The 25,801-nt window shown below is 72.3% G+C and carries 27 protein-coding genes and 1 other RNA gene; 15 read left to right on the top strand and 13 right to left on the bottom strand.

Going from position 1 to position 25,801, the window contains the following annotated elements:
* The first annotated feature begins 110 nt into the window (after positions 1 to 110).
* Positions 111 to 1,553, top strand: coding sequence for an RNB domain-containing ribonuclease (locus OG462_RS14685; protein ID WP_406057882.1), 1,443 nt, complete (start codon positions 111 to 113; stop codon positions 1,551 to 1,553).
* Between the two features lie 9 nt (positions 1,554 to 1,562).
* On the opposite strand, the gene OG462_RS14680 is transcribed toward OG462_RS14685, so the two are convergent.
* Together OG462_RS14680 and OG462_RS14675 are read right to left on the bottom strand one after the other, a co-directional pair.
* Positions 1,563 to 2,405 (bottom strand): hypothetical protein, encoded by an 843-nt coding sequence (locus OG462_RS14680; RefSeq protein WP_406057881.1) that lies wholly within the window; start codon positions 2,403 to 2,405, stop codon positions 1,563 to 1,565.
* The gene (locus OG462_RS14675) at positions 2,402 to 3,175 is read right to left on the bottom strand and encodes a MerR family transcriptional regulator (RefSeq protein WP_406057880.1); all 774 of its coding nucleotides are present in this window, start codon (positions 3,173 to 3,175) and stop codon (positions 2,402 to 2,404) included. Before OG462_RS14675 ends, OG462_RS14680 begins: the two co-directional genes overlap by 4 nt.
* A 135-nt stretch (positions 3,176 to 3,310) precedes the next feature.
* On the opposite strand from OG462_RS14675, the gene OG462_RS14670 reads away from it, so the two are divergent.
* The gene (locus tag OG462_RS14670) at positions 3,311 to 3,889 is read left to right on the top strand and encodes a Uma2 family endonuclease (RefSeq protein WP_406057879.1); all 579 of its coding nucleotides are present in this window, start codon (positions 3,311 to 3,313) and stop codon (positions 3,887 to 3,889) included.
* Positions 3,890 to 3,950: 61 nt separating this feature from the next.
* Positions 3,951 to 4,349, top strand: an RNA gene (gene rnpB, locus OG462_RS14665) — RNase P RNA component class A.
* 73 nt (positions 4,350 to 4,422) lie between these two features.
* Here rnpB and OG462_RS14660 read toward each other — a convergent pair.
* Positions 4,423 to 4,887 carry an Lrp/AsnC family transcriptional regulator gene (locus OG462_RS14660; RefSeq protein ID WP_406057878.1) on the bottom strand — a complete coding sequence of 155 codons (465 nt, stop codon included), beginning with the start codon at positions 4,885 to 4,887 and terminating at the stop codon, positions 4,423 to 4,425.
* Positions 4,888 to 5,006: 119 nt separating this feature from the next.
* Here OG462_RS14660 and OG462_RS14655 point away from each other — a divergent pair, with 119 nt between their 5' ends.
* On the top strand, positions 5,007 to 5,966 hold the full coding sequence (locus tag OG462_RS14655) for an SMP-30/gluconolactonase/LRE family protein (protein ID WP_406057877.1): 960 nt from the start codon (positions 5,007 to 5,009) through the stop codon (positions 5,964 to 5,966).
* A 52-nt stretch (positions 5,967 to 6,018) separates the two neighbouring features.
* On the opposite strand, the gene OG462_RS14650 is transcribed toward OG462_RS14655, so the two are convergent.
* Positions 6,019 to 6,540: a DUF1203 domain-containing protein gene (locus OG462_RS14650; RefSeq protein WP_406057876.1), complete on the bottom strand. Its 522-nt coding sequence runs from the start codon at positions 6,538 to 6,540 to the stop codon at positions 6,019 to 6,021.
* A 226-nt stretch (positions 6,541 to 6,766) separates the two neighbouring features.
* Between OG462_RS14650 and OG462_RS14645 the strand changes: the two genes are divergently transcribed.
* Positions 6,767 to 7,507 (top strand): hypothetical protein, encoded by a 741-nt coding sequence (locus OG462_RS14645; protein ID WP_406057875.1) that lies wholly within the window; start codon positions 6,767 to 6,769, stop codon positions 7,505 to 7,507.
* A gap of 69 nt (positions 7,508 to 7,576) precedes the next feature.
* Here OG462_RS14645 and OG462_RS14640 read toward each other — a convergent pair whose 3' ends face one another.
* Together OG462_RS14640 and OG462_RS14635 are read right to left on the bottom strand one after the other, a co-directional pair.
* Complete coding sequence (locus tag OG462_RS14640) at positions 7,577 to 7,960, bottom strand: VOC family protein (protein ID WP_406057874.1); 384 nt, start codon at positions 7,958 to 7,960, stop codon at positions 7,577 to 7,579.
* 130 nt (positions 7,961 to 8,090) lie between these two features.
* Positions 8,091 to 9,083, bottom strand: a complete 993-nt coding sequence (locus OG462_RS14635) for a helix-turn-helix transcriptional regulator (RefSeq protein WP_406057873.1) — start codon at positions 9,081 to 9,083, stop codon at positions 8,091 to 8,093.
* A gap of 130 nt (positions 9,084 to 9,213) precedes the next feature.
* Between OG462_RS14635 and OG462_RS14630 the strand changes: the two genes are divergently transcribed.
* A complete protein-coding gene (locus OG462_RS14630; protein WP_406057872.1) occupies positions 9,214 to 9,675 on the top strand; it encodes a VOC family protein in 462 nt (153 codons plus the stop codon).
* 863 nt (positions 9,676 to 10,538) lie between these two features.
* Here the strand turns inward: OG462_RS14630 and OG462_RS14625 are convergent.
* Complete coding sequence (locus OG462_RS14625; protein ID WP_406057871.1) at positions 10,539 to 11,720, bottom strand: serine hydrolase domain-containing protein; 1,182 nt, start codon at positions 11,718 to 11,720, stop codon at positions 10,539 to 10,541.
* A 137-nt stretch (positions 11,721 to 11,857) separates the two neighbouring features.
* Here OG462_RS14625 and OG462_RS14620 point away from each other — a divergent pair, with 137 nt between their 5' ends.
* Both OG462_RS14620 and OG462_RS14615 read left to right on the top strand, forming a co-directional pair.
* Complete coding sequence (locus OG462_RS14620; protein WP_406057870.1) at positions 11,858 to 13,174, top strand: histidine kinase; 1,317 nt, start codon at positions 11,858 to 11,860, stop codon at positions 13,172 to 13,174.
* A complete protein-coding gene (locus OG462_RS14615; protein ID WP_406057869.1) occupies positions 13,171 to 13,908 on the top strand; it encodes a response regulator in 738 nt (245 codons plus the stop codon). Before OG462_RS14620 ends, OG462_RS14615 begins: the two co-directional genes overlap by 4 nt.
* A gap of 127 nt (positions 13,909 to 14,035) precedes the next feature.
* On the opposite strand, the gene OG462_RS14610 is transcribed toward OG462_RS14615, so the two are convergent.
* On the bottom strand, positions 14,036 to 14,482 hold the full coding sequence (locus tag OG462_RS14610) for a hypothetical protein (protein WP_406057868.1): 447 nt from the start codon (positions 14,480 to 14,482) through the stop codon (positions 14,036 to 14,038).
* Between the two features lie 224 nt (positions 14,483 to 14,706).
* On the opposite strand from OG462_RS14610, the gene OG462_RS14605 reads away from it, so the two are divergent.
* On the top strand, positions 14,707 to 15,765 hold the full coding sequence (locus OG462_RS14605) for an excalibur calcium-binding domain-containing protein (protein ID WP_406057867.1): 1,059 nt from the start codon (positions 14,707 to 14,709) through the stop codon (positions 15,763 to 15,765).
* 102 nt (positions 15,766 to 15,867) lie between these two features.
* Positions 15,868 to 16,191, top strand: coding sequence for a nuclear transport factor 2 family protein (locus tag OG462_RS14600; protein ID WP_406057866.1), 324 nt, complete (start codon positions 15,868 to 15,870; stop codon positions 16,189 to 16,191).
* Positions 16,192 to 16,223: 32 nt separating this feature from the next.
* Here OG462_RS14600 and OG462_RS14595 read toward each other — a convergent pair whose 3' ends face one another.
* Positions 16,224 to 17,000, bottom strand: a complete 777-nt coding sequence (locus OG462_RS14595; RefSeq protein ID WP_406057865.1) for an SDR family oxidoreductase — start codon at positions 16,998 to 17,000, stop codon at positions 16,224 to 16,226.
* Between the two features lie 102 nt (positions 17,001 to 17,102).
* Here OG462_RS14595 and OG462_RS14590 point away from each other — a divergent pair, with 102 nt between their 5' ends.
* On the top strand, positions 17,103 to 18,743 hold the full coding sequence (locus tag OG462_RS14590) for an alkaline phosphatase D family protein (RefSeq protein WP_406057864.1): 1,641 nt from the start codon (positions 17,103 to 17,105) through the stop codon (positions 18,741 to 18,743).
* Here the strand turns inward: OG462_RS14590 and OG462_RS14585 are convergent.
* On the bottom strand, positions 18,730 to 19,764 hold the full coding sequence (locus OG462_RS14585) for a Gfo/Idh/MocA family protein (protein WP_406057863.1): 1,035 nt from the start codon (positions 19,762 to 19,764) through the stop codon (positions 18,730 to 18,732). The genes OG462_RS14590 and OG462_RS14585 overlap by 14 nt on opposite strands.
* A gap of 70 nt (positions 19,765 to 19,834) precedes the next feature.
* Between OG462_RS14585 and OG462_RS14580 the strand changes: the two genes are divergently transcribed.
* Positions 19,835 to 21,151 carry a Bcr/CflA family multidrug efflux MFS transporter gene (locus OG462_RS14580; protein WP_406057862.1) on the top strand — a complete coding sequence of 439 codons (1,317 nt, stop codon included), beginning with the start codon at positions 19,835 to 19,837 and terminating at the stop codon, positions 21,149 to 21,151.
* 30 nt (positions 21,152 to 21,181) lie between these two features.
* Here OG462_RS14580 and OG462_RS14575 read toward each other — a convergent pair whose 3' ends face one another.
* Entirely contained in the window at positions 21,182 to 21,523 is a 342-nt protein-coding gene (locus OG462_RS14575) for a hypothetical protein (protein ID WP_406057861.1), read from the bottom strand.
* Between the two features lie 173 nt (positions 21,524 to 21,696).
* On the opposite strand from OG462_RS14575, the gene OG462_RS14570 reads away from it, so the two are divergent.
* A complete protein-coding gene (locus tag OG462_RS14570; RefSeq protein ID WP_406057860.1) occupies positions 21,697 to 22,686 on the top strand; it encodes a small ribosomal subunit Rsm22 family protein in 990 nt (329 codons plus the stop codon).
* 13 nt (positions 22,687 to 22,699) lie between these two features.
* Here OG462_RS14570 and OG462_RS14565 read toward each other — a convergent pair whose 3' ends face one another.
* Together OG462_RS14565 and ddaH are read right to left on the bottom strand one after the other, a co-directional pair.
* Entirely contained in the window at positions 22,700 to 23,146 is a 447-nt protein-coding gene (locus tag OG462_RS14565) for a hypothetical protein (protein WP_406057859.1), read from the bottom strand.
* 97 nt (positions 23,147 to 23,243) lie between these two features.
* Positions 23,244 to 24,074, bottom strand: a complete 831-nt coding sequence (gene ddaH, locus OG462_RS14560; protein WP_406057858.1) for a dimethylargininase — start codon at positions 24,072 to 24,074, stop codon at positions 23,244 to 23,246.
* Between the two features lie 182 nt (positions 24,075 to 24,256).
* Between ddaH and OG462_RS14555 the strand changes: the two genes are divergently transcribed.
* The gene (locus OG462_RS14555) at positions 24,257 to 24,877 is read left to right on the top strand and encodes a TetR/AcrR family transcriptional regulator (RefSeq protein ID WP_406057857.1); all 621 of its coding nucleotides are present in this window, start codon (positions 24,257 to 24,259) and stop codon (positions 24,875 to 24,877) included.
* Between the two features lie 114 nt (positions 24,878 to 24,991).
* Entirely contained in the window at positions 24,992 to 25,771 is a 780-nt protein-coding gene (locus OG462_RS14550; RefSeq protein WP_406057856.1) for a bifunctional DNA primase/polymerase, read from the top strand.
* The last annotated feature ends 30 nt before the right edge of the window (positions 25,772 to 25,801 follow it).

The raw sequence follows: 25,801 nt of genomic DNA, 5'->3' as shown, positions 1-25,801 counted from the left end.
CCCAGAAGCCCAGCGTACGAGGTGCGGCACCCTGCTCCGTACGGACAAGGTGCCGTCCGCTCCCGGCCGCACGAGGTGCCGCCCCGCGTCCCGCCCCATACGCTCGGTCCATGCCCCGCCGCCACATTCACGTGACCGGCGCAGCCGAGGCTCCGCTGCGGGCCGCCCTGCGCGCACTCCGTACCGAGCTCGCGATCCCCGAGGACTTCCCGCCCGCCGTCCTCGCCGAGGCCGAGGCCGCCGCGAAAGCCCCCCGGCTCCCCGCGTACGACGCCACCGACCTGCCCTTCTTCACCGTCGACCCGCCCACCTCCACCGACCTCGACCAGGCCATGCACCTGGCCCGCAGGTCCGACGGCGGCTACCGCGTCCACTACGCCATCGCCGACGTCGCCGCCTTCGTCACCCCCGGCTCCGCCCTCGACGCCGAGGCGCACCGGCGCGTCCTCACCCTCTACTTCCCCGACGGCAAGATCCCTCTGCACCCCACCGTCCTCTCCGAGGGCGCCGCCAGCCTCCTCCCCGGCGAGCCGCGCCCCGCCCTCCTGTGGCGGATCGACCTCGACGCCGACGGCCGCCGCGTCGCCACCGACGTCCGCCGCGCCCTCGTCCGCAGCCGCGCCAAACTCGACTACGCGGGCGTGCAGAAGCAGATCGACACGGGTACGGCGGAGGAGCCGGTGGCCCTCCTCCGGGACATCGGACGCCTCCGCGAGGCCCTCGAAGCCGAACGCGGCGGGATCTCCCTCAACGTCCCCGAGCAGGAGATCGTCGAGCAGGGCCACACCTACTCGCTCGCCTACCGGGCCCCGCTCCCCGCCGACGGCTGGAACGCCCAGATCTCCCTGCTCACCGGCATGGCCGCCGCCGACCTCATGACCGCGGCCGGCACCGGCATCCTGCGCACCCTCCCCACCGCCCCCGACGGTGCCGTCGCCCGCCTGCGCCGCTCCGCCCAGGCCCTCGGCGTCGACTGGCCGCACCACGTCTCGTACGCCGACGTCGTCCGCGCCGCCGACCCCACGAACCCGCGCCACGCCGCCTTCCTCCAGGAGTGCACCACCCTGCTCCGCGGCGCCGGATACACCGTCTTCACCGACGGCCACATCCCCACCCCCGCCGTGCACGCCGCCGTCGCCGACGAGTACACCCACTGCACCGCGCCCCTGCGCCGCCTCGTCGACCGGTTCGCGGGCGAGCTGTGCGTGGCGGCGGTGGCGGGCGACGAACCGCCCGAGTGGGTACGGGCCGCCCTGCCGGCGCTCCCCGACGAGATGGCCGACGGCTCGCGCCGCGCCAACACCGTCGAGCGCGAGAGCGTCGACATCGTCGAGGCGGCGCTCCTGCGGGAACGGGTCGGCGAGACCTTCGACGCGTACGTGATCGACGTGAAGGAACGCGAACCGGCCGTCGGCACCGTCCACCTGGACGACCCGGCGGTCGTCGCCCGCATCGAGGGAGGCGACTCCCACCTGCCCCTGGGGGAGTGGCTGCGGGTCAGACTCGCGGAAGCGGACCCGGGAACGGCGAAGGTGCTGTTCGCGCCCGTGTGAGGCCGTCGATCAGGGTGTGGGTGTGGGCGAGGACGCTGTACGCGCCCGCGTGAGCGCCGAGCCGATCTCGCGGTACAGGGCGCGGGGGTCGTCGGCGTGGCAGCGGACGAGCCGTACGGGCCGGGGCGCGCCGAAGAACCGGGGCGCGTCGACCGGCTCGGTCAGCTCGATCGTGACGGAGGTCTGCGAACCGACGGCGAGGTTCAGCTCGCCCTCGGCCTTCTCGTGCGAGAACACCAGCTCGTGACGGACGGACGCGATCCGGTCGAGCGGCACGCTCACGTCGACGTGCGCGGCCTGCCGGAGCCGCAGGACGTCCCCGGTCAGGGTGTGCGGGCGGGTCACGGAGGCGGCGTGGAGCCCGAAGACGAAGAGCACGGTGTACACGTCCAGGACGAGCACGATCGCGTGGACGACGGGCCAGTCGGCGAGCAGATACGACATGCCGACGCTCTCGACCAGACACACGAACGCGAAGCCGTACATCAGCGCCGCCTGGTCCCGCGCGTGCGGGAACACGCCGTCGACGCCCTCGACCCCGTGCGGGCGGCGCGCCACCCACCGCCCCAGGCTCGCCATGATCCGAAGCTCGTGCCCCATGATCCGCAGCACGGCCTCGGGCACGAGCTCGGCGACGGCCTCCCGCCGGGAGAGCCCCCGCCGGCGCAGCCGCAGGTAGGCGAGACCTTCGGCGAGGACGAGCGCGACGACGAGGAACTCGGCGCCGGCCCACACGGCGGCAGGGATCCGGACCCCGCCGACGAGAAGGACGGCGAGGACGACCTCGGCGGGGAGGGCGACGTAGGCGACGAGGCGGAGGAGCCGGATGCCGCCCCTCCTGCGGCCCGTCATCGGGCCTGTTCCCGTCGCTCCCGGACCAGGCGCATCGCCAGGTGGACGGCCGCGGACTGCGCCGGGGCGAGGTCCGCGAAGAGGGCGTCGGCGAGGGAGGTGCCGGGGGTGTCGGCGGTACCGCCCGACGCGGCGGCCGGGATCTCGACCCCCAGCTCGTCCGGCAGGCAGGCGGCGAGCACCCGCGCGGCCTCGGCGACCCGTGGGTCGTCCGCCGCCGCCCCGGAGAGGGCGTCGAGCAGCGGGTACACCTCACGCGCGTGCTCGGCCGCTCCCGCCATCAGGCCCATCAGACGGGCGCGCTCCTCCTCGGGTACGACGACGTCGAGCAGGGCCAGGATCTCCCGGTCCTTCGCCGCCATCGGGGACTCGGGCAGCTCGCCCAGGCCCGCGAGCAGCGCGGTGAGCTCCGGCGACATGGGACCGTCGGTGGGCAGCCGCCCGGCGCGGGCCTCGTCGAGCAGCGCGGAGAGACGCTCCCGGCGCGCCCGGATCTCCGCCTCCTGCCGCGCCAGGTCCTCCGCCAGCTCCTCCAGCACGTCCGCGAGCCCCCGCCCCTCGTCGTCGGCGAGCACTCCCCGTACCTCGTCGAGCCCGAGACCCAGCTCGGTGAGCCGCCGGATGCGGGCGAGCAGGACGGCGTCCCGGACGCCGTACTCCCGGTATCCGTTGGCCCGCCGCGCGGGCTCGGGCAGCAGGCCCGACTGGTGGTAGTGCCGCACGGCGCGGGGGGTGACCCCGACCAGGGCGGCGATCTCGCCGATACGCATGCGCCCAGTAGAAACCCTGACGCTGCGGCAAGGTCAAGCGGTCGCTCCCGGGCCCGTCCCCGATCATGTGCCACGATCGGGGGAACGACCCCGATCACAGGGACGGCGGGTGCCTCGATGTCCGACGATCACGACATGACTGCCATGCCGCACGCACCACTCACGCAGGCCGAGGTCCTGTTGGAGGGCTTTCTGGCGCTGGACACGCCGGAGGGCTTCAGGGCGGAGCTGATCGAAGGGGAGATCGTCGTGACGCCGCCACCGGATGGGGACCACGAGAAGTACATCAGCCGTGTCCTGAGGCAGGTGATCAGGAACTCCCTGGTCGACATGGACGTATCGGGGAACAAGGGGCTGAAGGTGGCCGGCTCCCCGGAGCGACCGAGGAACCACGTCATCCCGGACCTCACGTTCGCCCCTGTCGGCGCCGACCTGTTCGCGGGCGCCGACTCCTGGATGCCCGGTGACGGCGTCGCTATGGTCCTGGAGGTCACCTCCAGCCGGCCGAGCGCCGATCGAGAGAGCAAGCGCCGCTGCTACGCCCGCGGCGGCATCCCGCTCTACCTGCTGGTCGACCGGGACACGTCCACGGTGACGCTCTTCACCGACCCGGAGAGCGGCGACTACCGCGAACTCCATGCTGTTCCGTTCGGTAAGCCCCTTCCCCTTCCCGCCCCCTTCGGTTTCGACCTGGAGACGGCCGACTTCCTCTGAGGCCGACTTCCTCCGGGCCGACCGCCCCTGAATCGGCGGGTAGCATGGTCGGCACGGCAGACGAGCCGGGCGGGCGGCCGCGTGGAGATCTTCGGATCTTCCCGAGGAACGTCCGGGCTCCACAGAGCAGGGTGGTGGCTAACGGCCACCCGGGGTGACCCGCGGGACAGTGCCACAGAAAACAGACCGCCGGGGACTTCGGTCCTCGGTAAGGGTGAAACGGTGGTGTAAGAGACCACCAGCGCCTGAGGTGACTCAGGCGGCTAGGTAAACCCCACTCGGAGCAAGGTCAAGAGGGGACACCCCGGTGTCCCTGCGCGGATGTTCGAGGGCTGCTCGCCCGAGTCCGCGGGTAGACCGCAGGAGGCCGGCGGCAACGTCGGTCCTAGATGGATGGCCGTCGCCCCGACGACCGCGAGGTCCCGGGGCACAGAACCCGGCGTACAGCCCGACTCGTCTGTCGGCCCACGTGGGGAGGGCCCCCGGTCAGGCAACGCGCCTGGGCGGGGGCCCTCTTCGTTCGCCCGGCCCGGTCATCCCGGCAGCCCACGGGGCTCGCCGATCTCCGGGGAGACGGGCCGTTCGAAGAAGGTCTCGAGGACCACCGTGGCCTGCGTTCCGCGGACCCCGTCGATCGCGTAGATGCGGCGCAGGACGTCCTGCAGCTGCTCGGTGGTCGCGGTCCTGACCTTCACCAGCACCGAGGCGCTGCCCGCGATGACGTGCGCCTCCAGGATCTCGGGGAGCGCGGCGAAGTCCTGCGCCGAATCGCCCATCCAGGAGACCGAGTCGACCATCACATAGGCCAGGACGGCGCTGCCCACCGCCGCCGGGTCCACCTCGACGGTGGTGCGCCGGATCGCGCCGCGCTCCCTCAGCTTCCGTACGCGCTCGTGGGCCGCACCGGCCGAGAGGCCCACGGCCTGACCCAGTGCGGCATAGGACTGGGTGGCGTCCTGCTGGAGATGGGCCAGCAGGGCGCGATCGATGTGATCCACAACTCTCCATTCGGCTTGATCTTGCGTTGACCGTACCTCATTCGGATATCTTCCCTGTGGGCCGTATGACATTCGGTGCTTACGGCGGAACGGCATCTGTCCGGATGGGAAGAACCCGCATGACCAGCGAGCGCCCCGCACTGTACGAGATGTTCGACGACCGGTTCCGTACCGGCCGCTGCATGAACGGCGACGACAGCCTGGAGGTCCTGTACACCGGCTGCCGCTGGGCCGAGGGACCGATCTACCTGCCCGCCTGGAAGCAGGTGATCTGGAGCGACATCCCCAACGACCGGATGCTGCGCTGGGACGAGGAGACCGGAGCCGTCGGCATCTTCCGCCGCACCGCCGGGCACACCAACGGCAACACCCTCGACCGCCAGGGCCGGCTGATCACCTGTGAGCAGGGCAACCGCCGAGTGACGCGCACCGAGCACGACGGCACGGTCACGGTGCTGGCCGACCGCTGGCAGGGCAAGCGTCTGAACAGCCCGAACGACGCGGCGGTCAAGTCCGACGGCTCCATCTGGTTCTCCGACCCGGACTTCGGCATCACCAGCGACTACGAGGGCTACCGTGCGGAGAGCGAGATCGGCGCCAACAACGTCTACCGCATCGACCCCGACACGGGCGAAGTGCGCCTGGTCGCCGACTGCTTCGCCGCCCCCAACGGCCTCGTCTTCTCGGCCGACGAGCGGCAGCTCTTCGTCTCCGACACCAGGGCCGGCTTCATCCGGGTCTTCGACGTACGCGACGACGGGACGCTGTCGGACGGCGACGTCTTCGCCGAAGCCGGGGCCCGGGGGACGGCCCGCTTCGACAACCTCCGCTTCGACGACGGCGGCCGGCTCTGGGCGGCCGCGATGGACGACGGAGTGCACTGCTACGACCCCGACGGCACCCTGATCGGGCGGCTCGACGTCCCCGAGACGGTCGCCAACATCGCCTGGGGCGGAGCCAAGCGCAACCGTCTCTTCATCACCGCCGAGACCAGCCTCTACTCGGTGGTCATGGGTGTCTCGGGCACGCACCCCACCGGACCGGGCCGCAGGCCCTGGCTGGACCCGCAGTCCCGCTGAACCGGCCCGGCAGGGCTCTTCCGTGGCGTGCCGCGTTCAGGACGTGCCGCGTTCAGTGGCGGCGGACCTCGAAGTGGAAGCAGCCGTACTCGACCGCCCGGACGTGGACCAGCGCCACGGCCGGGTCGGCGAAGGCCTCCGCGAAGGCCTGGTCGAAGCCCTCGTCGGACGCCTCCGGGATCTCCAGGAGCCGGCCACCGACGATGCGCCCCGCCGCGTCGTACCGGCGGAGGGCCCGGAGCGATCCGGGCCGGGCGAAGGGGTACGTCGCCGAGGGCTGCGGGCCGCCGCACTCCTCGGCATGGAGGAAGACGGGGCCCTGCTCGTCGTACGCGCCCGGCTCGGCCCCCGTCTCGGCGGCCCAGCGCCGCAACGGAGCGTACGAGACGAGTGCGATCCGCTCGCCCGGGGCGGAGAGGCGGAGACAGCAGCGGAGGGGATCGCCGCCCTCGGTGGCGCGGTACGGAACGCAGGCGCGGCCCGCGTCATCGGTGACGCGTAGCTGGGCCAGGGCGGTGGGCGGGATGGCGCGGGCTGCGTAGGTGGTGGTGTGGGCGGTGGTGTGGGTGGTCATGGGGCCAGGGTCACGCGGTGCCGGCCGTCACGCTGGCGCAATTCGGACGCGGTGGTCCGGGAGGCGGCCGGCTCGCGATCCACGGGCGGGTGAAGATGCGGGACCGTCCGGACGACCGACATGCCGATCACCGTTCTCGGCACGGCTCCGGCAGCCAGTCTGGTGGTCGATTTCCGCGCCCTCGCGCCGACCTGCGGCGCCGGCGACGTGCTCGATGGAGGCAAGCGTGCCGACTCACGACCAAGGCTCCGCACTCTCCCGGCGGGGGTTCCTCATGGGCGGTGCCGCGTGCGCCGGCGTCCTCGCAGTTCCCCCGGTCGCCCACGCGCAACCGCAACGACAACGCCTTGCGACGGCGACGGCGAGCTACACCCTCACCGTCACCAACAATTCGACCCAGTTCCAGGACATCTGCTTGTACCAGAAGCCGGTCGACCCCGGCGTCCCGAACACGATGTCGCTCGCCTGGCTGATCGCGCCCGCATGGCCGACCAAAAGGGTGACCTTCACGTGGTCCCTGGACTACAGCTTCTCCTGGGCGATGACCGGTGAGCTCATGCCCGGCATCCACTTCTCGGCGTGGGAACAGGCGGCCGCCGACCCGGAGAGCCAGCTCCAGAACCGGATCGGGTTCGACTTCGACAACGGCAACTACGGGTTCGTGCCTGCCGGAGGGGGCGCTCAGCTGGGCACCCTTGAGATCGACGTCTCCGCCGACGTGCCGGCGCAGACCGCTTCGGTCGCCATCGGCATGCCCGCCCCGGTCTTCGCCGTACAGGCGGAGCCCGGCGCGGTCCTGCCCTTCACGCCGCATCCGGAGTACTGGGTCACGGCCGGCACCTTCTCCTCCGGTCAGGTGCTGGACATCGAGGAGATCACGAACGAAGCTCCCGTTCCCTTCGACGGCACGTTCGCGATGCAGGCCGTCCTCGGGCCGACCAACCTGTGGTCGGTGAGCCCCGGTTAGGTTTCGCGGGTGCTCGTCGGCGGGTGCTCGTTCGCGGGTGCTCGTTCGTGGCTGCTCGTTCGTGGGTGGTCAGAGGGGCTGGAGCCGGCGGTGCAGGAGGCAGAACTCGTTGCCCTCCGGGTCGACCAGGACGTGCCAGTTCTCGGTGCCGGTCTGGCCGATGTCGGCCCGCTCGGCGCCGAGCGCGAGCAGCCGCTCCAACTCGGCGTCCTGGTCGCGGTCGGTGGGGTTGACGTCGATGTGGAGTGGAAGCTTCCCGGTGTGCGGGTCGCTGCTGGGGCTGAGGACGAGGGTGGGCTGCGGGCCGCCGAAGCCGGCGTCGGGCGGCCCGATCTCGATGCTTCCGTCGTCCTCCCGGCCGAGTTCGACGTAGCCGAGGACCTCACTCCAGAACGCGGCGAGCCGGTCGGGATCGGCGCAGTCGATGACCAGTTCACTGATGCGGCATGCCATGCCCGTCAGTGTACGGAGACCGCCTCGATGATCAGAGGGAAACGGCGGGGCCGTACAGCCAGTCGGTGTACCAGGTACGGAAGGTGCGGCTCGCAGGGACGAAGCCGCCCCGGTCGGTCCTCCCCTGACCCTATGCCTCCGCTCGCCGGTCGCCCGGTGAGGGCGCGGCGGCGGCCGACAGGAGTTTCTCCGCAAGCGCGCGGCAGCGGGTCCCGAGTTCCGGGGGGTCGAGGAGCTCGAAGTCGTGTCCCAGGAGGAGTACGTGCATGAGCATGGCGTCGAGGCTCGCCGCGCCGCTCTGCACCTCGCAGCGGTCCGTTCCTCGTTCTCGTACGACGGCTGCCGACGGCGGGATCTGGGCGCGGACCGTGGCTGCCGGTGCGTGGACGAGGAAGCGCGCCTGGTGGGCGTAGACCCGGCTCGTCACGCCCTCCTGCACGTACTCCGCCGCGTCCGGTGCCGCGCGGGGGCGGAAGCGCCACGTTCGGGCCGACACCGCCGTCATCCTGTCCACGCGGAACGTGCGCCAGTCGTCGCGGTCGAGGTCGTACGCGAGGAGGTACCAGCGACGGTCGGAGGCGACCAGGCGGTGGGGCTCGACCCTCCGCTGTCGCGTCGTGTCTACAGAGGAGCCCGAGGAGCCCGAGGGGTAGTCGAAGCTCGCCTCCACCTCTTCGCGGCAGGCTCCGGCCAGCGTCATGAGGACCTCCGGGTCGACCGGCGTGCGACCCGCGCCGAAGAACTCCACCGAGCCCGACAGCGTGCGCACTTCGTGCCGCAACCGGGTCGGCAGCACCTGGTCGAGCTTGGTCAGCGCCCGGAGCGTGGCGTCGCCGGTGCCTGCGGCCGCGCCGGCGAGCAGGGAGACCGCCGTGGCGATCGCCTCCTCGTCGTCGAGGAGGAGGGGCGGCAGGTCCTGCCCCCGGCCGAGCCGGTAGCCGCCGCCCACTCCCTGGCCGGCATGCACCGGATAGCCCAGCGTGCGCAGCCGCTCGACGTCGCGTCGCACCGTGCGCGGCGTGACCCCCAGCCGGTCGGCCAGCTCGGGGCCCGACCAGGTTCGGCGCTGCTGGAGCAGCCCGAGCAGGGTGAGTACCCGCTCCGTCGTACCCCGCTCGTCCATGTGGCCCAGCCTGCCAGAGATGGCGGACCGATCCTGTCCGCCATGGGTGTCAGGGTGGATCCATGGACGCGGAGGCAGATCCACTGCTGCGCGACCTCCACCCGCACACCGCAACGAACGGAGCAGCACGATGACCCGCCATTTCCAGGTCACGTTCGACGCACACGACCCGAGGGCACTGTCGTCCTTCTGGCGTGACGTACTGGGTTACGTCCATCCCGCGCCGCCCGGGGTCGACCTGCCGCAGGGCGCCGACCCGCTGGCCGCGTGGGACGACTTCCTGGCGAAGATCGGCGTACCGGAGGAGCAGCGCAACACGCGATCGGCCATCGAGGACCCGGAGGGGCAGGGACCTCGGGTGTTCTTCCAGCAGGTGCCGGAGGACAAGGCCGCGAAGAACCGGGTCCACCTCGATGTCCGGGCGGCTCCCGGGCTGGAGGGGGAGGAACGGATGGCGGCGCTGGAGGCCGAATGCGACCGGCTGGTCGCGCTGGGAGCGAAGCGGCAGCGCCGCTTCGAACCCGAGCCGCCGCTGAGTACCGGGTGGATCGTGATGGCCGACCCCGAGGGCAACGAGTTCTGCCTGGACTGACGCGGCCTGCCGAGTGGGGTCTTGGGTCCTGGGGTGATCGTGCCTGGCGGGGTGCGGGTGGGACCGCCCTCTTTCCGAGAGTCGCTCCTTCCGGTGGTGCGTCAAGGGCGCTCCTTCGTCGCGTCGCTGCGCGATGGCCTTCGGCCACCCTTGACCCACCACCTCCAGGAGCGAAAACACTCTCGGAGGGCGGTCCGGGGGGCGGGGTCCACGCCGGGCTTCGGGCAGCATCCGGGGCGGGAGGGCGTGTGCCGGTCGGTGGGTGGGGGCTTGGTTCGCGGCAGGGGTGGGTGAGTCCCGGTCGGCGGGTTCGGGGTGCGCGGTTGTTGAATGGGGCGGCCCGGCTCGGCTTAGCGGCCGACGGCCGTCGGTTGGTCGGGCTTCAGGCCCCGCTGGTCACTCCCGGTGGGTGGAAGGCGTGGATACGGCGTGGATAACCCTGCATTTCTCCGAGAAGCAGGCCACGAATACCCCCTCAGAAGGGGTGAATCACCCTCTCCGTCCCGAGTTACTGCAGGAAACCTCCCGGCGGCGCCCCCGACCACCCACCAACAGCGACCAGCGGGGCCTGAAGCCCGACCAACCCACCACCGCAACCCGCTAAGCCGAGCCCGGCCGCCCCATTCAACTCCCGCGCACCCCGAACCCGCCGACGGGAAACGCACCCACCCACCCACCCCCGCCACAAACCCAGCCCCCACCCACCGGCCGACAGCCGCCCCCCGACCCCGGACGCTGCCCGGGCCCTACGCGTAGGCCACGCCCCGAGGCCGCCACACTCGGAAAGAGGGCGGCCGCACCAGAAGCCCACGAACCCGGCTCACCCCCAGGCCCTGAAAGACGCCCGCCCCGGTCCCCCCCGATCAACTACACAAAGCCGTGTCCACGACCTTCAGTACGCCCTGCACGGCCGGCGTCTCCGTCGGGATGCTCGTCACCGCGACGTTGGCAGCGCGGCCGGTGTCGGTGACTCCGCCCCGGGTCTCGTAGCCCGCGATGTCACCGCCGTGGCCCCAGTAGACGCCTCCGCACGACAGCGGCCTGCTCATGAGCCCCAGTCCGTAGTGGAACTCGGTGCCTTCGATGGGGACGGTGGTGCGCATCTGGTCGCGCTGGGCCGCGCGGAGCAGGAGGTCGCCGCCGAGGAGCGCGCCGAAGAAGCGGTTGAGGTCGGAGTTGGTGGAGATCATCTGGCCCGCCGCCCAGCCCGCCGACGGGTCGATCTCCGTGAAGTCGCGCAGGGGTTCCTTCTCCGTCATCCGGTGGTAGCCCTTCGGGTGGGCTTCCCGGATGGTCTTGTCGCCGGGTGCGGGGAAGTAGGTGTGGCGCAGCCCGATCCTCTTGATGACGCGTCGGTCGATCTCCTCGGCCAGCGGGCGGCCCGTGACCTTCTGGATGATCAGGCCGGCCAGCACGTAATTCGTGTTGCTGTAACTCCACTTCTTCCCCGGGGCGAACTCGGCCTCGTGCTTGAGGGCGATGTCGACGAGGTCGCGGGGTTCGAAGTACCGGTGCGGAAGCTCTTCGTCGCTGATGTCATTCCCGTACTCGGGAATTCCGCTGGTGTGCTGCAGCAGTTGACGGACGGTGATCTTGCTTCCGTCGATTCCCTTCCCCCGTACGAGACCCGGGAGGTACGTGTCGACCGAGGTGTCGAGGCCGATCTTCCCCTCGCCGACCAGCTGCAGCGCGACCACTGCCGTGAACGTCTTCGTATTGCTGCCGATGCGCACCTGACCGTCCCTGGGCACCCTCGCGCCCGTGGCCAGGTCGCCGACGCCGGCGGTGTAGGTGCGCGTGCGGCCGTCACCGTCCTCGACGCTCGCAAGCGCGGCGGGCTGGCCGTCGCGTACCAGTGCGTTCAGGCCCTGCTGGACCGTGTCGGGCCTTGTGGTGGCGAACGCCGTGGGCGGCGCCAGGGCGCCCGCCGTCATGACGGCGACGACCACCGCGGCCGCGGCGGCCACGGCTCCTCCTCGGCCACCCCCCTGCCGCCGGGTGATGCGGAACCTCGACGTCGTCGCCTTCGTCGCCTGCGTGCTCATCAGTTGTCCTTCCGTCGATCGGGCAGGACACGATCATGTTTTCCGGGGGCCCGGACGCGCATCGCGGAAACGCGGGAGAAAATGCTCCCCCGATCGGGGGAGGTCGGCCGTGCGCCGCCCGTTCATACTGGCCGGTGATGATCAAGGGACTCCGGCCGCTGCTGCGCCGCTCCACGTACTCGGGTGCGCTGTTCGCCTATCTGGCCGTTCTGGCGAGCCTTCCCCTGCTGTCCTTCGCGCTGCTGCCGGCGCTGGTGTGGCGATCCGCTCCCGAGGGCGTGCAGTTCGTCGTGGTCCTGCTCGTCTGGGCGGCCCTGATCGGTCTGGTCGGCCTGGCCCGCACTACGCGGCGGGTGCTGATCGTGGGCGCCCGCCGACTGTTGAGGGTGGCGCTGCCGGAGCCCACGGCCGTGCGCGGGCCCACGAGTTCGCCCGAGGCGGGCCCGGCCCCCGCCGGCCCTGCCACCCCCGTCCCCACCTCCGTCCCCTCCACCGCCGAGCGTTGGCGGACGCCCCTCTGGCTGCTGCTGCACGTGGCACTCGGCTGGACGGGTGCGCTCGCGAGCGGCACGCTGCTCTTCGTGGCCGTTGCCCTTCCTGGGGGTTGGCTCCGGGCCGAGCTGGGGCTGAGCCTGTTCGGCCGCTCGGTACGGGTGACGGACGGCTGGCAGAGTTGGGCGGCGGCCTTCGGATGCCTGCTGCTCGCGGCGCTCGTCTGCGTCCTTGTGACGAAGGCCCTGCGCTGGTCGGCGCCCAGGCTGCTCGGGCCGTCGACGGCCGAGAAGCTCGCGCTCGCGGCCGACCGGGAGCTGCGGCTCGCCGAACGCAACCGGCTGGCCCACGAGTTGCACGACTCCATCGGGCACACGCTGACGACGACCACGATCCAGGCCGCGGTGGCGGGCGAGCTGATGTCCTCCGACCCGGTGGCGGCGCGGGCCGCCCTGCGCAGCATCGAGGAGTCGGCCCGGGCCGCGCTGGAGGACCTGGACTACGTCCTCGGCGTACTGCGCGAGCAGGGGGCCGAGACGGCACCGACCCGCACGTTGGCAGACCTGCCCGAGCTCCTCGAACGGTTGCGGCACACGGGCGCGGTGGTGGAGTCGCACCGGTCGGGGGATCTGGCCCAGGTGCGGGGAACGCTCTCCCGGGCCGCGTACCGGATCCTGCAGGAGGGGCTGACGAACGCGATGCGGCACGGAGCGGGCGGCCCGATCGAGGTCCGGGTGGCGGCCGGTCCCGACGTGCTGGAGCTCGGTGTGGTCAACGAGACCGGGGCCGGTACGAGAACGAGTGCGGGCCCGGTCTCCCGGCGGGCCTTCCCGTCGTCCGGCCACGGCCTGCCCGGGCTCGCCGAGCGGGTGCGACTCCTGCACGGGGAGATCGACGCCGGCCCGGACGGGCCGAGGCACTGGCGACTGGTGGTCAGGCTGCCCGTACGGTTGTCGGCATGACCGGCCCCGACCTCAGCGACACCGTCACGACACTTCTGATCGCGGACGACGACGAGGTGACCCGCAGTGGTCTGCGCACCTTGCTCGGCGCGCAGCCGGGGATCGAGGTGATCGGGGAGGCCGCCGACGGCGTCGAGGTGGTCGAGCGGGCGCGGCGGCTGCGTCCGGACGTGGTCCTGATGGACGTACGGATGCCGCGTCGCAACGGGATCGAGGCCACCCGCCAACTCCTCGCCGAGTCAGCCGAGTCGGCCGAGTCGGCTGTGTCAGCCGGGTCGGCGGCTTCGGCCGGCCCTTCCCAGGCGCCGCCGAAGGTCGTCGTGATCACCACCTTCGAGAACGACGACTACGTCACCGCCGCGCTCAGCGCCGGCGCCAGCGGGTTCGTGCTCAAGCGGCTCCCGGTCCGGCAGATCGCGGAGGCCGTACGGGTGGTGGCCGCGGGGGAGGCGATCCTCTTCCCGGCGACCCTGCGCCGGATGGTCGCCGCCCGTCCGCTGGACTCCGCCGAGGCGCTGCCGAGGGCGGCGCTGACGGCGCGGGAGGAAGAGGTGCTGCGGCTGATGGCCACCGGTCTGTCCAACCCGGAGATCGCGGAGTCGCTCACGGTGAGCCTGGAGACGGTCAAGACGCATGTCGGGAACGTGCTGACCAAGCTCGGCGCGCAGAACCGGACCCACGCGGTGGTCATCGCGTACGAGTCCGGCCTGGTGGTACCGGGGTTCACCGGCTGATCGCCAGGGCTGCGCCCCGCCCGGCCGCGCTCCACCAGACCGTGCTCCACCAGACCGCGCTCCACCCCGCCGCGCCCCACCCGGGGGTCCCGGATGGGGCGGCCGTGGGTGCTCCGGCTCCACGAGGTCAGGCGAGGACCTCGATCCTCCACTGGGGGTCCCGGTCGTCCGTGCGGATGTAGACGCGCTTGGGGAGCAGGGAGCGGTCCTCGAACAGGTCGCGGCCGAGGGCCAGACCGTTCTGGTCGATCACGTACGTGCCGTCGCGGAGTTCGGCGAGCGAGGTGATCGTGGTGAGCGTGATGGTGTCGCCGTCGCCCTCGACGTGCTGGAAGCGCCAGACGGAGGCGGGGGAGTCGTCGGGGCGGACGGCGACCGGCGCGCGCTCGGCGCCCTCCGAGGCGATGGTCTCCTCGGTGCCCTTCGCGGTGAGGCGGAAGCCCTCGCCCTCCCGGGTGACCAGCCACTCCCCGGCTCGGGTCTGGTCGACGAGGAAGCCGACCAGGGCTCCGTCCTCGACCCCGACCGGGGCCCCCTTCGCGTACAGCCTGACGACCTTGCCGACGTTCGACATCGCTCCTCCTGGGGTGAGTGGGTTGAGTCGTGTGACTGAGGCAGTCACACGGACAGTGCCCGTACGGCCCTGCCCGGCGCCAGCGAACACGCAGGTCATAGGCTGTGTGGCGCTGAGAAGTCGTCAAGGAGGGGCAGGTTCCGCGCGTCGTGGAGCAGGACCGGGATCCGAGTCGGGATCGTGAACAGGGTGGGGCCCGGTACGGGGCTCAGGGCCGGCCGGCCGTGTCATCGGGCAAGGGCGGCGGGGCCGCGGCTCCGCCGGCCGGGGAGCGCTGGTGGAGGCAGCCCGGGTTCGTCGTCTTCTGTCTCTTCCTGATGCCCCCGGCGGGCATCGTGCTGGCCTGGCGGACCCGGTGGTCGCCGGGCAGGAAGGTGCTCGCCACCGTCCTCTCCGGGATCTGGTTCGTGGCCGTGGGCACGAGCGAGCCGTCGACGGACAAGCCGGCGGTCGCCGACGCGAAGCCGCTCGCCACCACGCGCCCGACGGCCTTCGCGCCCTACACCCCGCCCACGCCCACGCCGACCCCCACCGTGCGGCGGGTCGTGGCCGACTACCGGGGCCAGAACCTGGAGACGGCGTCGCGGGCGGCGTACGAGGCCGGGTTCCGGACGCGGTCGCACGACGCGACCGAGGCCGACAAGATGCAGCTCGTGGACGGCAACTGGAAGGTGTGCTTCCAGGAGCCGGCCGCCGGGGAGACGGCCACGGCCGAGAAGGGGCGGCGGATCAGGATCGAGTTCGCCGTCGTCGAGAAGAGCAGTCCGTGTCCGGCGCGGGACGGTGCGGCCGTCGTCTTCCCCAAGGTGCCGAACGTCGTCGGCAAGACGTTCGCGAAGGGCTCGGCCGAGCTCCGCAAAGTGGGCCTCACGGAGATCCGGGGTGCCGGCGTGTACACGGACGTGGAGCTGAGCGCCCGTCACGACGACTGGCGGATCTGCTTCCAGAGCCCGGAGGCGGGCGAGGACGTCGAGCGCCCGGAGTACATGTCCGTACGGCTCTCCCTCGCACGGCCCGGTCTCGCCTGCCCGAGTGAGGACTACGCGCGCCTGTACGGGGATCCCGACCCGGACCCGAACCGCCATGGCAGCGGCAGCGGCTCGGGCTCAGGAGGCTCGGGCGGCTCCGATTCGGGCGGCTCCGGCTCCGGCGGCGGTCTCGCGTACTACAAGAACTGCGACGCAGTCCGCGCCGCCGGCAAGGCCCCCATCTACCGGGGTCAGCCCGGCTACCGCTCGGGCCTCGACCGCGACAACGACGGCAAGGCCTGCGACTGGTCCTGACCGGGCCGGGAGCCGGCCCGGTGTCGGTCATCCGGGGCAGCCTCCCGGGTCCCTTCGGCGCGCGACACCCGCCGGGCGCCCGGCGCGGTGTACGCGTAGGGCATGACCATTCCTGTGGACCAGCTCAGCGATCCGGCCGTGCGCGCGTTCGTCACGGCTCTCAACGCCAACGACCAGACGGCCCTCTTCCAGGCCCTGACCGCCGACGCGACCATGTCCGACGACGGCTCCGACCGCAATGTCGGAGAGTGGCTCGACCGGGAGGTGTTCGGCTCGCGCGGGCACATGGACGTCGAGTCCGAGTCGGACGGCGGGCGCGCCCTCGTCGCCAACTACCGCAACGACACCTGGGGCGAGATGCGCACCAAGTGGCTGTTCACCGTCGACGGCGGGAAGATCTCCCGCTTCGAGACCGGGCAGGCGTAGCCCCCCGCCCCTTCCGTGCGTCGGGCGGGGAGCTACCCCCGCCCGATGTACGGCATCGCCGTAGCCATCACCGTCGCGAACTGCACGTTCGCCTCCAGCGGCAGCGCCGCCATGTGCACCACCGTCGCCGCCACGTCCGCCGCGTCCATCACCGGTTCCGCCGCCAGTGCGCCGTTGGCCTGGAGGATGCCGGTCTGCATGCGGGCCGTCATCTCCGTCGCCGCGTTGCCGATGTCGAGCTGACCGCACGCGATCCGGTACGGGCGTCCGTCGAGTGACAGGGACTTCGTCAGGCCCGTCATCGCGTGCTTCGTCGCCGTGTACGCGATCGAGTGCGGGCGCGGTACGTGGGCCGAGATCGAGCCGTTGTTGATGATCCGGCCGCCCTGCGGGTCCTGCTCCTTCATGGTCCGGAAGGCCGCCTGGGCGCACAGGAACGCGCCCGTCAGGTTGACGTCGACGACCGCGCGCCAGGTGTCCGGGTCCAGGTCCTCGACGGGGACGCCGCCGCCCGCGAACGTACCGGCGTTGTTGAAGAGCAGGTCGACGCGGCCGTAGCGGTCCCGTACCGCAGTGAAGAGGGCCGCGACCTCCTCCGCCGACGTGACGTCCGTCGGGACGACCAGGAAGTCGCCGGCCGGCAGGGCCGCCGCCGTCTCCTCCAGGGCGCCCGCCCGGCGTCCCGCCAGGGCCACCGACCAGCCGGCCGCCGCCAGGGCGAGGGCCACACTCCGGCCGATGCCCGAACCCGCTCCCGTCACCACTGCGATGCTCATGGGCGCGCAGCGTACGCGAGACGCGTGCCCCATGAACTCATCGTCCCGACACGTGGATGTTCTGTACCCGACAACGTGAGGTCGTCCCGCCCCCCTCGAATGACGGACGGACAGCATCCGTCTGGGGAGGGACACATGAACCGCGTACACGACGTACACGAGCATTCCGAGGAACTCCGCGCCGCCGCACGCCACTTGGGCCGCCGCCGGTTCCTCACCGTCACCGGGGCCGCCGCCGCGCTCGCCTTCGCCACGCAGCTGCCCGCCGCCGGTGCCGCGGCCGCCGCCGAGCTCGACGGCCGGCGTGTCACCGAGGACCCGTTCACCCTCGGCGTGGCGTCCGGCGACCCGCTGCCCGGCTCCGTCCTGCTCTGGACCCGGCTCGCGCCCCGCCCCTTCGAGCCCGACGGCGGCCTGCCCGGCAACCGGGTCTCCGTGCACTGGGAACTGGCCCGCGACGAGCGGTTCACCCGGACCGTGCGGCGCGGCCGGGCCACCGCGCACCCGGAGTACTCCCACACCGTCCACGTCGAGGTCGACCACCTCGACCCCGACCGGGAGTTCTTCTACCGCTTCCGCGTCGGCGACTGGACCAGCCCCGTCGGCCGCACCCGCACCGCGCCCGCCCCCTGGGCCCACAAGGCCGGTCTGAAGCTCGCCGCCGTCTCCTGCCAGGCGTACCACGACGGGTACTTCACGGCCTACCGCCACCTCGCCCAGGAGGACGTCGACGTCGTCTTCCACCTCGGCGACTACCTGTACGAGTACGCCGTCAACGCCACCGGCGGCGCCCGCGCCTACACCGACCGCACCCTCCCGGCCGTCTTCAACCGCGAGACGCTCACCCTGGACGACTACCGGCTCCGGTACGCGCTCTACAAGTCGGACCCCGACCTGCGCGCCGCGCACGCCGCACACCCCTTCGTCGTCACCTGGGACGACCACGAGACCGAGAACAACTACGCCGGCGGCATCCCCGAGAACAGCGTCCCGCCGGAGGAGTTCCTGCTCCGCCGCGCCGCCGCCTACCGCGCCTATTGGGAGCACCAGCCGCTGCGCGCCTCCCAGCGGCCGCAGGGCCCCGACATGCGGCTCTACCGGCGGCTGCGGTTCGGGCGCCTCGCCCAGTTCGACATCCTCGACACCCGCCAGTACCGCTCCGACCAGGCGTACGGCGACGGCTGGCAGGTACCGGGGCCGGAGTCCGAGAACCCGGCACGGACGTTGACCGGGGCCACGCAGGAGCGGTGGCTGCTCGACGGCTGGCGCGGCTCCCGCGCCCGCTGGAACGTCCTGCCGCAGCAGGTCGTCTTCGCCGAGCGCCGCGACCGCGCCACCGCCGACTTCAAGCTCTCCATGGACTCCTGGGACGGCTACCCGGCCTCCCGGCAGCGGATCCTCGCGGGGGCGGACGCCGCCGGGGTCGAGAACCTGATGGTGCTCACCGGGGACGTCCACGTCGGTTACGGCCTCGACATCAAGGCCGACTTCCGCGACCCGGCGTCCCGGACCGTCGGCACCGAGATCGTCGCCACCTCGATCACCAGCGGCAAGGACGGCGCCGACCGGCCGTCGAACTACGACAAGCTCATGCAGGCCAACCCGCACCTGAGGTTCTTCAACGGGCGGCGCGGCTATGTGACGGTCGCGCTCGGCGAGGAGAGCGCCCGAGCCGACTTCCGTACGGTGCCGTACGTGACGACCCAGGGCGCTCCCGTCTCCACGGCCGCCTCCTTCGTCACGGAGGCGGGCGACCCGGGCCTCAGGCCCGCGTGACCTGTACTCCCCGGGGCTCGACGAGGGCCTCCTGGGGATAGCGGACGCCGATGCGGTCCCGTACCGCGTCGAGCGTCCGCATCACCGCGAGCGATCCTTCGAGGGGGACGAGCGGGGACTCCGTCCCGCCCGCCCGCAGGCAGCGCATGACCTCGGTGGCCTCGTGCCGGAGGGAGTGGGGGTCGTTGCCCGACACGAACTCCTCCGGCTCGTGGCCGTTGCGGTGGAGGGTGAAGCGCTCCGGGAAGAAGAAGCCGCGCGGGATGTCGATCCGGCCCAGCGAACCCGTGACCGAGGCCGTCAGCGGGGTGTCCCCGTCGAGCGAGCAGGACAGCAGCGCCGACGCCCCCGAGTCCGACCAGCCGAGCAGCATGCCGGTGTTCAGGTCGACGCCCTCCGGCGAGAGCAGCGCGTGCGCGTGGACCGTGTCCGGCTCGCCGAGCAGCAGCTGGGCGAACGACACCGGGTACACGCCCAGGTCGAGCAGCGCCCCGCCGCCCACCGCCGGGTCCCGCAGCCGGTGGTCCGCCGCGAACGGGCCCGCGAGCCCGAAGTCCGCCTGTACGGTCCTGATCTCGCCGATCGCCCCGTCGCGGACCAGCTCCACGAGGCGCCGGATCAGCGGGTTGCAGTACATCCACATGGCCTCCATCAGGAAGAGGCCACGGTCCCGGGACAGGGTGACGAGTTCCTCTGCCTCGCGCGCGTTGAGTGTGAGAGCCTTCTCGCAGAGCACCGCCTTGCCCGCCTCCAGGGCGCGGCCGGCCGCCTCCCGGTGCGCGTGGTGCGGGGTCGCCACGTACACCACGTCGACGTCCTCGTCGGCGAAGAGCCCGGCCCACTCGCCGTACGCCCGCGGGATCCCGAACCGCTCGGCGAAGGCCTTCGCCGACGCCTCCGTCCGGGACGCCACGGCGACGATCTCCGCGCCGTCGAGCGTCAGCAGGTCCGTGGTGAACCGCTCCGCTATGCCGCCCGTCGCCAGGATCCCCCAGCGCACCGTCTTTCCCGCCTTATTCATGTTCCCCACCCGTCCCGCAGAGGTTCGACCATGCCGATCGAGCTGAGAGCATAGGCAAGGTTTCAACGAAATGGAGCATTCGGTGCCGGAGAGCGGCCAGAAAACAACACAAGGACACATAACCGATAGCGCTTCCGGCGCTGATGCCGCGACCGCCGCCGGTGTGACCGCCGCCCGGCGCACCGGGCTGCTCGTCACCCTCGTCCTCGGCGGGCTCACCGCACTGCCCCCGCTCTCCATGGACATGTACCTCCCGGCCCTTCCGGAGGTCACCGGCGCGCTGAACGCCCCCGCCGCCACCGTCCAGCTCACCCTCACCGCCTGCCTCGCCGGCATGGCCCTCGGTCAGCTCGTCGTCGGTCCCATGAGCGACAAGTGGGGGCGCCGCCGCCCGCTGCTCATCGGCATGATCGTGTACGTCCTCGCCACCGCCGTCTGCGCGCTCGCGCCCACCGCCGAGACGCTCATCGGCTTCCGGCTGCTCCAGGGCCTCGCCGGCGCCGCCGGCATCGTCATCGCCCGCGCGGTCGTCCGCGACCTGTACGACGGCGTGGAGATGGCCCGGTTCTTCTCCACCCTGATGCTGATCTCCGGCGTCGCCCCGATCATCGCGCCCCTCATCGGCGGCCAGATCCTGCGGATCACCGACTGGCGGGGCGTCTTCTACGTCCTCACCGTCATCGGCATCCTCCTCACCCTCGTCGTCTGGCGCTTCCTCGCCGAGACGCTGCCGGCCGAGCGCCGGCACGAGGGCGGGGTCGGCCAGGCCCTGCGCACCATGAAGGGGCTGCTCGCCGACCGTGTCTTCACCGGGTACATGCTGACCGGCGGGCTCGCCTTCGCCGCCCTCTTCGCGTACATCTCCGCCTCGCCGTTCGTCGTCCAGGAGATCTACGGGGCCTCGCCGCAGACCTTCAGCCTGCTCTTCGGCCTCAACTCGATCGGGCTCGTCGCCGTCGGCCAGATCAACGGCAAGCTGCTCGTCGGCCGCGTCAGCCTGGACAAGGCACTCGGCTGGGGCCTCGGGACCATCCTCGTCTCCGCCCTCGCGCTGCTCCTCATGACCAGCGGCGTCTTCGGGGAGGTCGGGCTCGCGCCGATCGCGGCCGGACTCTTCGTCCTCATGTCCGCGATGGGCCTCGCCATGCCGAACACCAACGCCCAGGCCCTGATGCGCACCCCGCACGCCGCCGGGTCCGCGTCCGCGCTGCTCGGCACCACCTCGTTCCTCGTCGGCGCCGTCGCCTCCCCGCTGGTCGGCATCGCGGGCGAGCACACCGCCGTCCCGATGGCGCTCGTCCAGCTGACCTGCGCCGTCCTGGCCCTGGCCTGCTTCCTGGGCCTGTGCAGGCCGTGGCAGACCGGCAAGGGGGTCGCGGGCGGCTGACGGGGTGGCTCCCCGGGCGTCTCCGGCGGGTCAGTACCCCGGGTTCCTGCCCGCGGCGACGGTCCTGACCCGCTCGACCTGGACGTTCGAGACGTGCTCCAGGCCGGCGGGCTCGGTGTCGTTCGCGTTGACGTGCGCGACGACGGTTCCGATGCGCATGACCACGTCGGCGGAGCTGTCGTCCGCGAACGCGTCGGTCTCGTCGGCGACGGTGGCCACGGTCACCGGCTTCGACGGCTCTCCGTACTCGGCGGAGGACTTCCGCTTCTCGGCGCCAAGGCCCTTCATGGCGGCGTCCGCCTGCTCCTCCGTCCCGAACGAGTAGAGCCTGAACTCCACGCGCGTCCCGTCCGAGCCACCCGCGGTCTCCATGTCCTTCCCCCCGACGGCGACGAGACCCCCGATCGGCCGGATGTCCGCCAGAACTTGGCATGAGCACTCAACATCATCGGCGCCGCACCGACCAACTCCGCTGCCCCGCAGGGACGGTCGTGACCAGCACCTCCGGGCGGCCGGGGGCCGAGCCGGCCACTTAGAATGTCGCGGTGAACGCCCCCGCTTCCCCTCCCTCCGCCGGCTCCCTGCGCGTCGCCCTCGCCCGGCTCCTCGACGGGCTGCCGCCCCGCCAGGCCGCCCAGGCCGTCGACCGGCTGATCGCCAGCTACCGGGGGACCACCCCGACGGACGCCCCCGTGCTGCGCGACCGCTCCGACGTCGCCGCGTACGCCGCGTACCGGATGCCGGCGACCTTCGAGGCGGTACGGAGCGCCCTCGACGCCCTGCGCGAGGCCGCGCCCGACTGGGAGCCGCGCACCCACACCGACGTCGGCGGCGGTACGGGCGCGGCGAGCTGGGCCGTCGCCGAGGCCTGGGAGGAGCAGCCGCCCCGCACCACCGTCCTCGACTGGGCGGAGCCGGCCCTCGCGCTGGGGCGCGAGCTGGCGGCCGGGACCCTGGACGCCGAGTGGCGCACGGCCCGGATCGGCGGCGCGCTGAGGCTCGCCGACACGGACCTCGTCACCGTCTCGTACGTGCTCAAGGAGCTGACCGAGGCCGACCGGACGGCGCTGGTGACCGAGGCGGCGCGCGCGGCGCAGACGGTCGTGATCGTCGAGCCCGGCACCCCCGACGGCTACGAGCGGATCATCGCGGCCCGCACCCTGCTCGTCGACGCCGGGTTCACCGTCGCCGCGCCCTGCCCGCACAGCGGGGCCTGCCCGATCGAGCCGGGCACGGACTGGTGCCACTTCTCGGCCCGGGTGAGCCGCTCCTCGCTGCACCGGCAGGTGAAGGGCGGTTCGCTGCCGTACGAGGACGAGAAGTACAGCTACGTGGCGGCGACCAGGTTCCCGCCGACGCCGACGGTCTCGCGGATCACCCGCAGGCCGCAGATCCGCAAGGGCCTGGTCCTCCTCGACCTGTGCGGTCCGGACGGCCTGACCCGCGACACGGTCACCAAGCGCCACGGGCCGCTCTACAAGCAGGCCCGCGACGCCGAGTGGGGCGACTCCTGGCCGCCGGAGGACCAGGACTGAGAGACCGGCCCGGTCAGCCGGGGGAGACCAGGCCGCGCTCCGGGTCGACGCGGATGCCGGTCGACCAGACGACGGGGCCGCAGGCCTCGCCGTTGGGGGCGTGCTTGCGCAGGGTGAACGGGGCGCTGCGGTCGTAGACCGTGCGGTCGGCCGCCGGGTCGGTGACCTGGAGGCGTACCGTCACCTGCTTCTCTCCGGTGACCTCGGGCATGGGCAGGCGCAGCATGGCGAGGGAGTCGTCCGAGGGCTGGGCCTGGCGGTCCTTGCAGACCTGGTCGACGCAGAGCCGGTAGTGGGCCCCGGCGGGGAAGTCGCCGGGCTTCCAGGTGAGGGCCACCCCGGACTCGGCACCGATCAGGGTGCAATTGATCCGATCCCCGCTCTGGCAGCCGGCCGCGAGGAGCACCGTCGCGACCGCCGCCAGGGCGCGGACATACCGGTACCTGCCGTGCCCACTCACCGAACTTGCCCCCCGAAGTCACGTTTCCGCGTACCAGGAGGGGCACTTTACGGAGGCGTCCTGGCGGCGTCGACCCTGGGGGCTCGCCGTGTCCGACCTAGGGCCGCAGCTCCTGGGTGCAGCACTTCACGCTGCCGCCGCCCTTGAGGAGTTCGCCCAGGTCCATGCCGATCGGCTCGAAGCCGCGTCGGCGCAGGGGGTCGAACAGGCCCACCGCGGCCTGGGGGAGGAGGACGTGCCGGCCGTCGCTCACCGCGTTCAGGCCGAGGGCCGCCGCGTCCGTGGCCGTCGCGATCAGGGCGTCGGGGAAGAGCCGGGCGAGTACCGCGCGGCTGCCGGGGGAGAAGGCGTCCGGGTAGTACATGACCTCGTCGCCGGCGTCGTCCAGGACGCACAGCGCCGTGTCCAGGTGGTAGTACCGCGGGTCCACCAGTTCGAGGCCGATCACCGGCCGGCCGAAGAACTCCTGCGCCTCGTCGTGGGAGAGCGGGCTGGAGCGGAAGCCGCGCCCGGCGAGGATCCAGGACGCGGTGACGGCGAAGTCGCCCTCGCCCTCGTTGACGTGCTCCGGGACCCGTACGGCGTCGTCCGCCCAACCGTTCCTGCGGAACCAGGACAGGTGCGCCTGGGCCTCGGCCGCGCGCTCGGCGTGGGCGAACTTCGCGCCGAGGACCCGGCCGTCGACGACGGTGGCGCCGTTCGCCGCGAAGACCATGTCCGGCAGCGCCGGGTCGGGGGTGAGGAGCTCGACGCTGTGGCCGAGCGCCCGGTAGCGGTCGCGCAGGTCCTCCCACTGGGCGAGGGCGAGCGGCAGGTCGACCGGTTTCGTGGGGTCCATCCAGGGGTTGATGGAGTACGTCACCGTGAAGTGCGCGGGTGGGCACATCAGATAACGGCGGGGCGAGGACGTGCGCGGAGTGGTGCGCAATGAGGGCTCCTCACGGACGGGCGGACGGGGTCACCGGCGGGTGAAGATCCGCCGGATCGGTGGACCCCATGGTGCGCCTTCCGGGCCCTGCGCGCAGTGGACCGTTCGGGTGGTTCGCGCCCCTGCCGCACCCCCGCCCACCTCGCGAGACGTGACGTCTCGCGCGCTGCTAGATTGGGGCCATGTCCGAGACCAAGGCCCCCGACGCCTCCCGCCGCAGCGAACGCTCCCGCCGCGCCATCTTCGACGCAGCCCTCGCCCTCGTCTCCGAGGCCGGCTACGCGAAGACCACCATCGAGGGCATCGCCGCCCGCGCCGGTGTCGGCAAGCAGACCATCTACCGCTGGTGGCCCTCCAAGGCGGCCGTCCTCCTCGACGCGTTCCTGGACCTCCAGGCCCGGGCCGCCGAAGGCCTGGGCGAAGGAGCCGAGAACCTCATCCCCGACACCGGAGACCTCGCCGCCGACCTCAGGTACGTCCTGCGCGCGACCGTCGACGAGCTGAACGACCCCACCTTCGACGCCCCCACCCGCGCCCTCGCCGCCGAGGGCATCGTCGACCCCGAGCTCGGCGCCCGCTTCACCGAGGCGCTCCTCGAACCCCAGCTCCAGTACTACGCCCGCCGTATCGAGGCCGCCCAGGCCGCCGGCCACGTCGACCCCGGCGTCGACCCCCGCATCGCCCTCGAACTCCTCGTCGGACCGCTCCACCACCGCTGGCTGCACCGCACCCTGCCGCTGACCCACGCCTACGCCGACAGCCTCGTCGACCTCGCCCTCCGAGGCCTCGCCCCGCGCGGCTGAAACGTCTCCGCACACCGGATCTGCACCCCGGTTCCGCACTCCGGTCACCCGAGGCGCAGGATGGTGGGACCATGGGCAGAGCCGAACGGGCGAGCATGAGGTGTGAGGGGATAGATGGGCGACGGGATCGGCCGCTACCGCGGCACGGAGAGCAAACTCGCGCAGTGGCTGCGCAGGCGCCCGAAACGCACCGCGGCCGACGACGAGAACGACCGCGAGAAGCTGCTCCTGGCCGTCGCCGCCGCAGGGCTGCCCCTGGCCCCCGCCGCGTACCCCGTCGGCTACAGCTGTTCCTGTGAACGGATCGGCTGTCCGACCCCCGCCCGGCACCCCGTCTCCTTCGCCTGGCAGACCCAGTCGACCACCGACCGCGCGCAGATCGAGCGCTGGGCCCGCAACGAGCCCGAGGCCAACTTCGTCACCGCCACCGGCATGGTCCACGACGTCCTCGACGTACCGATGGCCGCCGGCCGCGCCGCCCTGGAGCGCCTCCTCGCCGAGGGCGTCGAGGTCGGGCCCGTCGCCGAGTCCGCCGACGTCGACACGGTCGGCGGGCGGATGCTCTTCTTCACCGCCACCCGCGGCACCCCCGAGGACGAGGACGAGTGGTGGCCGTGTGAGCTCGACTGCCACCCCGAGACGATGGACGAGCATCCGGGACTCCGCTGGCACTGCCGCGGCAGCTACGTCCTCGTACCGCCCGCCCGGCTTCCCGGGGACGAGAGCGCCCATCCGGTCGTCGCCTGGCTCCGCGGCCCCGAGCACCCGCTGCCCGACCCGCTGAACCTCCTGGAGACCCTCCAGGACGCCTGCGCCCGGCACGCGGCCGCGCGCGAGGCGGAGGGGGACGGCGAGCACACGGCCCACGAGATCGCCTGGCCCCTGACCCGCTGAGAGGCCCGCCGGGTCCGGCCGTGGGCTCGG

The sequence above is a fragment of the Streptomyces sp. NBC_01077 genome (assembly GCF_045162855.1).
Classification (GTDB): domain Bacteria; phylum Actinomycetota; class Actinomycetes; order Streptomycetales; family Streptomycetaceae; genus Streptomyces.
The sequence above is the reverse complement of the archived record's forward strand: the minus strand, read 5'-3'. Positions and strand labels throughout refer to the sequence as shown.

Coding starts and splice junctions, on each gene's coding strand:
- OG462_RS14685 (WP_406057882.1), top strand. CDS start 111: ATGCCCCGCCGCCACATTCACGTGACCGGCGCAGCCGAGGCTCCGCTG.
- OG462_RS14680 (WP_406057881.1), bottom strand. CDS start 2,405: ATGACGGGCCGCAGGAGGGGCGGCATCCGGCTCCTCCGCCTCGTCGCC.
- OG462_RS14675 (WP_406057880.1), bottom strand. CDS start 3,175: ATGCGTATCGGCGAGATCGCCGCCCTGGTCGGGGTCACCCCCCGCGCC.
- OG462_RS14670 (WP_406057879.1), top strand. CDS start 3,311: ATGACTGCCATGCCGCACGCACCACTCACGCAGGCCGAGGTCCTGTTG.
- OG462_RS14655 (WP_406057877.1), top strand. CDS start 5,007: ATGACCAGCGAGCGCCCCGCACTGTACGAGATGTTCGACGACCGGTTC.
- OG462_RS14650 (WP_406057876.1), bottom strand. CDS start 6,540: ATGACCACCCACACCACCGCCCACACCACCACCTACGCAGCCCGCGCC.
- OG462_RS14640 (WP_406057874.1), bottom strand. CDS start 7,960: ATGGCATGCCGCATCAGTGAACTGGTCATCGACTGCGCCGATCCCGAC.
- OG462_RS14635 (WP_406057873.1), bottom strand. CDS start 9,083: ATGGACGAGCGGGGTACGACGGAGCGGGTACTCACCCTGCTCGGGCTG.
- OG462_RS14630 (WP_406057872.1), top strand. CDS start 9,214: ATGACCCGCCATTTCCAGGTCACGTTCGACGCACACGACCCGAGGGCA.
- OG462_RS14625 (WP_406057871.1), bottom strand. CDS start 11,720: ATGAGCACGCAGGCGACGAAGGCGACGACGTCGAGGTTCCGCATCACC.
- OG462_RS14620 (WP_406057870.1), top strand. CDS start 11,858: ATGATCAAGGGACTCCGGCCGCTGCTGCGCCGCTCCACGTACTCGGGT.
- OG462_RS14615 (WP_406057869.1), top strand. CDS start 13,171: ATGACCGGCCCCGACCTCAGCGACACCGTCACGACACTTCTGATCGCG.
- OG462_RS14610 (WP_406057868.1), bottom strand. CDS start 14,482: ATGTCGAACGTCGGCAAGGTCGTCAGGCTGTACGCGAAGGGGGCCCCG.
- OG462_RS14600 (WP_406057866.1), top strand. CDS start 15,868: ATGACCATTCCTGTGGACCAGCTCAGCGATCCGGCCGTGCGCGCGTTC.
- OG462_RS14595 (WP_406057865.1), bottom strand. CDS start 17,000: ATGGGGCACGCGTCTCGCGTACGCTGCGCGCCCATGAGCATCGCAGTG.
- OG462_RS14590 (WP_406057864.1), top strand. CDS start 17,103: ATGAACCGCGTACACGACGTACACGAGCATTCCGAGGAACTCCGCGCC.
- OG462_RS14585 (WP_406057863.1), bottom strand. CDS start 19,764: ATGAATAAGGCGGGAAAGACGGTGCGCTGGGGGATCCTGGCGACGGGC.
- OG462_RS14580 (WP_406057862.1), top strand. CDS start 19,835: ATGGAGCATTCGGTGCCGGAGAGCGGCCAGAAAACAACACAAGGACAC.
- OG462_RS14575 (WP_406057861.1), bottom strand. CDS start 21,523: ATGGAGACCGCGGGTGGCTCGGACGGGACGCGCGTGGAGTTCAGGCTC.
- OG462_RS14555 (WP_406057857.1), top strand. CDS start 24,257: ATGTCCGAGACCAAGGCCCCCGACGCCTCCCGCCGCAGCGAACGCTCC.
- OG462_RS14550 (WP_406057856.1), top strand. CDS start 24,992: ATGGGCGACGGGATCGGCCGCTACCGCGGCACGGAGAGCAAACTCGCG.